The organism is Streptomyces crystallinus, assembly GCF_039521265.1.
Taxonomy (GTDB): Bacteria; Actinomycetota; Actinomycetes; order Streptomycetales; family Streptomycetaceae; genus Streptomyces; species Streptomyces crystallinus.
The window spans coordinates 48,848-55,703 of the sequence record NZ_BAAACA010000014.1 but is presented as its reverse complement, the minus strand read 5'-3'; the positions used below and the strand labels follow the sequence as shown (position 1 = coordinate 55,703).

Annotated in this window: 6 protein-coding genes; all 6 read right to left on the bottom strand. The window is 71.4% G+C overall.

The features are described from left to right. Positions 1-53: 53 nt before the first annotated feature. The 6 genes from ABD236_RS10800 to ABD236_RS10775 all read right to left on the bottom strand — a co-directional run bounded on the left by ABD236_RS10800 (position 54) and on the right by ABD236_RS10775 (position 6,741). A complete protein-coding gene (locus ABD236_RS10800; protein ID WP_344072911.1) occupies positions 54-959 on the bottom strand; it encodes a TauD/TfdA dioxygenase family protein in 906 nt (301 codons plus the stop codon). Between the two features lie 11 nt (positions 960-970). Next, positions 971-2,314, bottom strand: coding sequence for an LLM class flavin-dependent oxidoreductase (locus ABD236_RS10795; protein WP_425543855.1), 1,344 nt, complete (start codon positions 2,312-2,314; stop codon positions 971-973). Then, positions 2,311-3,138, bottom strand: a complete 828-nt coding sequence (locus tag ABD236_RS10790) for an ABC transporter ATP-binding protein (RefSeq protein ID WP_344072909.1) — start codon at positions 3,136-3,138, stop codon at positions 2,311-2,313. Before ABD236_RS10790 ends, ABD236_RS10795 begins: the two co-directional genes overlap by 4 nt. Continuing rightward, positions 3,114-3,962 carry an ABC transporter permease gene (locus tag ABD236_RS10785; protein ID WP_344072907.1) on the bottom strand — a complete coding sequence of 283 codons (849 nt, stop codon included), beginning with the start codon at positions 3,960-3,962 and terminating at the stop codon, positions 3,114-3,116. Before ABD236_RS10785 ends, ABD236_RS10790 begins: the two co-directional genes overlap by 25 nt. Before the next feature lie 5 nt (positions 3,963-3,967). After that, positions 3,968-5,041: an ABC transporter substrate-binding protein gene (locus ABD236_RS10780; protein WP_425543854.1), complete on the bottom strand. Its 1,074-nt coding sequence runs from the start codon at positions 5,039-5,041 to the stop codon at positions 3,968-3,970. A gap of 413 nt (positions 5,042-5,454) precedes the next feature. Next, positions 5,455-6,741: an ROK family protein gene (locus ABD236_RS10775; RefSeq protein WP_344072903.1), complete on the bottom strand. Its 1,287-nt coding sequence runs from the start codon at positions 6,739-6,741 to the stop codon at positions 5,455-5,457. Between the last annotated feature and the right edge of the window lie 115 nt (positions 6,742-6,856).

The window sequence follows — 6,856 nt, the reverse complement described above, 5'->3', positions numbered from 1 at the left end:
GTACGAGCGCCGCCAGAGGCCCCTCGTGGTGCGGCCTCTGGCGTGCTGCCCCGTCACACAGCCGACGGTGTGTGGACCGATGTGTAGTGCGAGGCGTCACCCGTGATCGAGTAGCTCTCCTTGCCCTCGGTGCCGACCGGTATGTCACCGGCGACCGTCACGCGGTGCAGGCGGCGCGGCAGTCCGTCGTAGTTGTCGATGGCGTAGTGCTGGGTGATCCGGTTGTCGAACAGGACGAGCTGGTTCGGGGACCAGCGCCACCGCAGGATGTGCTCCGGCCGGATGACGTAGGCCTGGAGCAGTTCGAGGACCTTGCGGGACTCCGCCACCGACAGGCCGACGATCCGCTGGGCGAAGCCGCCGATGAACAGCCCGCGTTCACCGGTCAGCGGGTGGACCCGGACGACGGGGTGGGCGGTTCGGTAGGTGATGGACGTGAACTGGGCGCGCTGCTCCGCCTTCTCCGCGTCGACCTCCTCGTCCGGCACCGCGTAGTCGTAGTCGTTGGTGTGCTCGGCCCACAGGGTGTCGGCCAGCAGCCGCAGCGGCTCCGGCAGACTGCGGTACGCGGCCGCCGAGTTGGCGATCAGCGTCTCGCCCCCGTACGGCGGGACGGTGATGCTGCGCAGGGTGCTGGCCTGCGGCGGGTTGAGGACGAAGGTGACGTCGGTGTGCCAGTGGTTGGCGCGGCCGCGCTCGCTGTCGACGGGGAGCACGTTGGGTGCCTCGGCCACGGCGGGCACGGTGGGGTGGGCCGTGGTCAGGTCGCCGAAATGGCGGGCGAAGGCCTGCTGGCCCTCGTCGTCCAGGTCGACGTCGTCGAAGACCAGCGCCTTGTGCTCGTTGAGAGCGGTCCGCAGGGCGGAGACGGTCTCGGCGTCCAGGGGCTTGGCGATGTCGACGCCGGACACCTGGGCGCCGATGTGCGCGGTGACCTTGCGGAACTCGATGTCGGACATGTGGGGTCCTTTCAGACTCGGGTCAGGGCGGGGGAGGTGTGCTGGTTGGTGGGGCGCGGAAGGCCGTAGCGCTCGCGCAGGGTCTGCCGGGGGCCGTACTCCGTGCGGAACAGGCCGCGCTCGCGCAGGAGGGGCACCACATGGTCGACGAACAGGCCGAGGCCGGAGGGCAGGACCGCGGGCATGATGTTGAAACCGTCGGCGGCGCCCAGCCGGAACCACTCCTCGATGGCGTCGGCGACCTGCTCGGGCGTGCCCGCGAAGGTGAGATGGCCGCGTCCGCCGCCGAGACGGCCGATGAGTTCACGTACGGTGAGCCGTTCGCGCCGGGCGAGTTCCACGACGAGGGTGTAGCGGCTCTTGGCTCCTTCGATGGCGCTCTCCGGAGCCAGTTCGGCGGGCAGCTCGGAGTCCAGGTCGAGCGTCCCCGGCTCCAGGTGCAGCAGGTGTTCGAGGCGGTGGAGGCCGTGTTCGGGGACGATGTGCTCCTCCAGCAGGCGCTCGTGTGCCCGCGCCTCGGCCTCGGTGGCGCCGATGACGGGGACGATGCCGGGCAGCACCTTGAGGTGGTCGGGGTTGCGTCCGGCCGCGCGTGCCCGGGACTTGAGGTCGGCGTAGAAGTCCTGGGCGTCGCCGAGCGACTGCTGGGCGGTGAAGACCGCCTCGGCGTAGCGGGCCGCGAACCGCTTGCCGTCCTGCGAGGAGCCCGCCTGGACGAGGAGCGGGTAGCCCTGGGGGCTGCGCGGTACGTTGAGGGCGCCCTCGACGCCGAAGTAGGTCCCGCGGTGACGCGGCGGGTGGAGCTTGCGCTCGTCGCCCCAGACCCCCGCCGCCTTGTCCGCGACGATCAGATCGTCCTCCCAGCTGTCCCAGAGCTTCAGCGCCACGTCCAGGAACTCATGGGCCCGTTCGTAGCGGGTGGCGTGGGCGGGCTCGTCGTCGAGCCCGAAGTTGCGGGCCGCCTCGGCGCCGGCGGTGGTCACGATGTTCCAGCCCGCTCGGCCGCCGCTGACATGGTCGAGGGAGGCGAGTCTGCGGGCCAGGTTGTAGGGCGAGTTGTACGAGGTGGAGGCGGTGGCTATCAGCCCGATGTGCTCGGTCGCCACGGCCAGGGCGGTGAGCAGGGTGAGGGGCTCGAGGACCCCGGACGGCCGCTGGCCGACGTTGCTGAAGAGGACCGGGCCGTCGGCGAGGAAGAGCGAGTCGAAGGTGCCGCGTTCGGCGATCGCGGCGAGGGCGCGGTAGTGGTCGAGGTCGACGCTCGCGTACGGGTCGCTCTCGGGCAGGCGCCAGGACGCCTCGTGATGCCCCGTGCTCATGAGGAACGCGTTGAGGTGGAGTTGGCGCCGGGTCACTGGTGGGTCTCCTGTGGCGGTGGGTGCGTCGGGTTCCGCGGGTCGTCGGGGGGTTCCGGGCGTTCCCGGTGGCTCTCGGCCTCCTGGTGTTCCGTTACGCCGAGGGCGGCGAGCAGCCGCTCGCGGTACTCGCCGAGCAGGGGATCGCGGTACTGGCGCGGATGGGGGCGTTCGATGGTCAGATCGAGGCCGATCCGGCCCCGGTCGAGCACCAGCACCCGGTCGGCCAGCACGATCGCCTCGTCCACGTCGTGCGTGACGAGCAGGACGGAGGGCCGGTGGCGCTCCCACAGCTCCCGCAGGAGGGCGTGCATACGGATCCGGGTGAGTGCGTCAAGGGCGCCGAACGGCTCGTCGGCCAGCAGCAGTTCCGGCTCCCTGACGAGGGAGCGGGCCAGTGCGGCGCGCTGGGCCTCACCGCCCGACAGCTCGTTGGGCCAGGCCCTCTCGCGCCCCGCGAGACCGACCTCGGCGAGGGCCGCGCGGCCGCGCGGGACGGCTTCCTTGCCGTCCGTCCCCAGCAGGACGTTGTCCAGCACCCGGCACCAGGGCAGCAGCCGGGAGTCCTGGAAGACCACCGACACCCGCGCCGGAGCGCTCAGTTCGCCACTGCCCTCGACCCGGTGGTCGAGCCCGGCGATCGCCCTCAACAGGGTGCTCTTGCCGGAGCCGCTGTGCCCGAGCAGGGCTGTGAACTGCCCGGCCGGGATGTCCAGGTCGATGCCGTCGAGGACCGTACGGCCATCGAAGGAGCGGGTCAGTCCGGCGAGCCGGACGGCCGGGGCCGTGAGGCCGGTGGTCAGCTGCTCAGCGTGCGTCGCCACGACAGCACCCTCCGTTCGACGAGGCGGACCGCGCTGTCGGAGAGCAGGCCGAAGACGCCGTAGATCAGCAGACCGACGAGGATGATGTCCGTACGGCCGTAGTTCTGGGCCTGGAACATCATGTAGCCGAGCCCGCTGGTGGCGTTGATCTGCTCCAGGACGACCAGCGAGAGCCAGGAGCCGGTGACGCCGAGCCGCAGCCCGACGAAGAAGCCGGGCAGGGCGCCGGGGATGACGATCTGCCGGATGAAACGGATCCTGGACAGGCCCTGCACCTCGGCGAGTTCGACATAGCGGTGGTCGATCCCGGACAGGGCGGCGTGCAGGTTGAGGTAGATCGGGATGTAGACGACGATCGCGATGATCGCGACCTTGAAGGTCTCGCCGATGCCGAGCCAGAGGATGAACAGCGGGATCAGGCCCAGGGTCGGAATGGCCCGGTTGAGCTGGACCGTTCCGTCGATCAGCGCCTCACCGACCCGGCTGAGCCCGGCCGTCAGTGCGAGCACCACACCGGCGCTCAGCCCCAGGGCGAAGCCGTATCCGGCGCGTTCCAGCGAGGTGAGCACATCGGTGGGCAGCGTCCCGCCGGTCCACAGGTCGCCGGTGGTGCGCAGCACCGTCCAGGGCGCCGGAATCGCGGTGGGGTCCAGTCGCCCGGCGGCGGACGCGGCCGCCCACACGGCGAGGACGAGCGCCGGGCCGATGAGTCGGGAGGCGGGCAGCCGTTTGCCCGGGGCGAGGCTGCGGCGCCTGGCCGGGCGTATCGCCGGGGGCGCTTGGGCGGGCGCGGGCAAGACAGGGGTCGTGGCGGTGGTGGTCATGGCGGTCACCTCTGGTACTCGGCGGGGACGGCCTTGGCCGCGATGCCCTCGAAGCGCCGGTCGAAGAGCGAGTCGACCGTGAACTTCTTCACGAAGCCGCCCTCCGCCAGCAGGTCGGCGGTCTCCTGCTCCCACCTCACCGCCTCGTCCCAACTCGGCGGGAACAGCGGCTTGTTGGCGAGTGCGGTGATCGACTGCGCCTGGGCGGTGGTGAGGTTCTGGGTCTTGACGTAGAACTCCTGGTTCCAGACGTCCGGGTGCTCGTACGCCCACACCTGCCCTTTTGCCCAGCGGGGGATGTACGCGGCGACCGCGGCGGCCTTCGCGGGGTCGGCGAGGACGGAGTCGGGCGCCCACAGCAGGTTGAGGAGGTCCACGACGTCGGTCTTGACGGTGTGCGCGCCCTTGGGGCCGTACTGCTTGAGGTAGGCTGGGGCCTGCTGGTTGGCGAGCGGGGCGATGTCGACCTGGCCGGCCTGGAGCGCGGTGAGGAACTGGTTGCTGGTCAGCGGCACCAGCTTCACGTCGTCGTACGTCAGCCCCGCCTTCTTCAGGGCGCGCAGCAGCACCACTCCCTGGGCCTGCCCCTGGGAGAAGGCCAGCTTCTTCCCCTTGAAGCCCTGGACGTCCTCGATGTCGCTGCCGGGTTTGGTGGCGAAGAGGTAGTTGGGTTTGCGGGTGATGCCGATCGCCACGATCTTCGCGTGGTAGCCCTGGAAGTGTGCCTGGATGGGCGGGATCCCGGCGTTGTTGGCGAGGTCCAGGGACTTGGCGCGAAAGGCGTTGATGACGTCGGGGCCGGCGCCGATGTTCAGCCAGTCGGACACGGTGAAGGGCAGGTCGCTCAGGCCCGCCAGCTTGAACTGGAGCTGTTGCACGCCCTGGTACGAGGCGATCTTCAGGCTGGTGCCGATGGGCACCTGGGCCGCCAGCGGGGCGAGCGCGGCCTTCTCGGTCCCGGTGTCGGTGGTGTCGGCCCCCGCGCAGCCGCTGAGGCCCGCGGCGGCTGCGACGCCGAGCAGGGAGGACAGGAACAGTCGCCGGTCGAAACCGGCCGCGGGTGGGGGCATGGGTGGCATGGAAGGACTCCGTGGGCTGAGAGGAAGGCGGACCGCGCGGAATTCCGGACAGGGCGAAGCCGGGAAAGCGACATACGCGGGGAAAGGCGGAACACGCCGAAGGCGCGGTGGGGAAAGGGGGCGCGGAAAAGCCGCTGCGTCAGAACGTCAGCGCGTAAACACACGGGCGGCAATGTGCCGATTCACCAGCACATCGGCATGGGGACACGTGGGGAAACGGACACGTCGACACAGAGGCGTGACGCGTCAGCAACACAGGGTGCGACCGACCCGCATCAGGTCGATGACGCGGCACCTGGTCAGCGCGATCCGGCGCAACGGCGACGGCGGAGGTGTCGGGGAGGGCGCGACACCGACACCCTGGTCGCGGACCTGCCGCGACGGGGCCATCGGGGGGAATTCCTGCGCGCTGCTCATACCGAGAATGCTCCCGGTCCTCCACTACCCCTGTCAATATTCGGAGTTTCTGAATTAATTCGCGTCCCGGAGGCGCCCAGCGGATCCCGGTAGAGCACGTCGAGCGCCACCGAACCACCCGCCACCGCGAGTACCGATTCCGGGAAACTGGTGGGCACCACCAACGCCCCCCGGTCCTGTCCCACCGCCTCGCGCAGCGTGCGCAGGCAGTCCTCCCGGTACATCACACCGACCTCGGTGACGACGACCGTGTCCGGGTTGAGGACGTCGAGCAGCAGCCGCGCCGCCCGGCCGACCATCCGGGCCCGCTCCACCAGGAGGCGTACGGCGACCGGGTCGCCGTGGGCCGCGGCGCCCACCACGTGCATCGGGTTCGCGGTGCTGATGACGCCGCTCTCGCGCGCCCGGCGCGCGAGCGTCCGCTCGCTCAGCTCGGCCTGAAGGCACCCGGTCCGGCCGCAGTCGCACGGCTCCGTCCCGCCCTCAAGGGGCAGATGGGCGATGGCCCCGGCCTGTGAGCGGGGCCCGTGGTGGACCTCGTCGTGGGTGGCGAAGGCGGCGTCCACCGCGTTGCCGACGAACAGGTGCAGCACGCTCCGGCTGCCCCGGGCACGGCCGAACAGCCGCTCCGCGTTGACCAGCGCCCTGGCGTGCCCATCCACGTGGACCGGCAGGCCGGTGCTCGCGCCGATCACCTCGCGGACGGCCACGTCGCGCCAGCCGAGGAGGCCGTGTTCCACGATGGTCCCCGAGTCCCGGTCCACCCAGCCGCCCGCCGCGACACCGATGCCCAGCGGAGTGCGCCCGCGGGCCTGCGCGACGAGCGCGTCGAGGCCGTCGGCGGCCCGCGCCAGGACCCGGTCCGGCCCGGTGCCGTCGCCATGGCCCAGCCGCCGTTCGATGACCACGCGCCCGCGCAGGTCGAGCAGGGCGACGGTGGTGTACGGCACGGCCACGTGCACCCCGGCGACCACGAACCGCGAGGTGTCCAGGTCGACCGGTATGTGCGGGCGGCCGGCGCCGTTGGACTGGCGGGGCACGGCGCTCTCCCGTGTCAGGCCGAGGGCGCCCAACTGGGCGCAGTACTCGCCCACCGAGGCCGGGGAGAGGCCCGTCAGACGGGCGATGCCGCTGCGTGCGACCGGCCCGTGTTCAAGGACGGACCGCAGGACCGCGCTGGCGCTGGTCCTGCGCCGCGAGCTGTCCGACACCCGGCGCGGCGCCGGGGAGGGCGGGGGTGGTGGGGAGGCGGCCGGGGACAGGGGTGCCACTGTGCGGTACATGGGGAACTTCCTCGGGAGCGGGTCCGACACTGCGCCGTCTGCTTCTCGGCGACCGGGACGGAACGTGCTCCGGCCGCCTCAGCGAGGGCGACAGGTGGCCGTGCCCTGGCGCCGC

Excerpts from the sequence above, each read along its gene's own strand:
- ABD236_RS10800 (WP_344072911.1), bottom strand. The coding sequence starts at position 959 with ATGTCCGACATCGAGTTCCGCAAGGTCACCGCGCACATCGGCGCCCAG.
- ABD236_RS10785 (WP_344072907.1), bottom strand. The coding sequence starts at position 3,962 with ATGACCACCACCGCCACGACCCCTGTCTTGCCCGCGCCCGCCCAAGCG.
- ABD236_RS10780 (WP_425543854.1), bottom strand. The coding sequence starts at position 5,041 with ATGCCACCCATGCCCCCACCCGCGGCCGGTTTCGACCGGCGACTGTTC.
- ABD236_RS10775 (WP_344072903.1), bottom strand. The coding sequence starts at position 6,741 with ATGTACCGCACAGTGGCACCCCTGTCCCCGGCCGCCTCCCCACCACCC.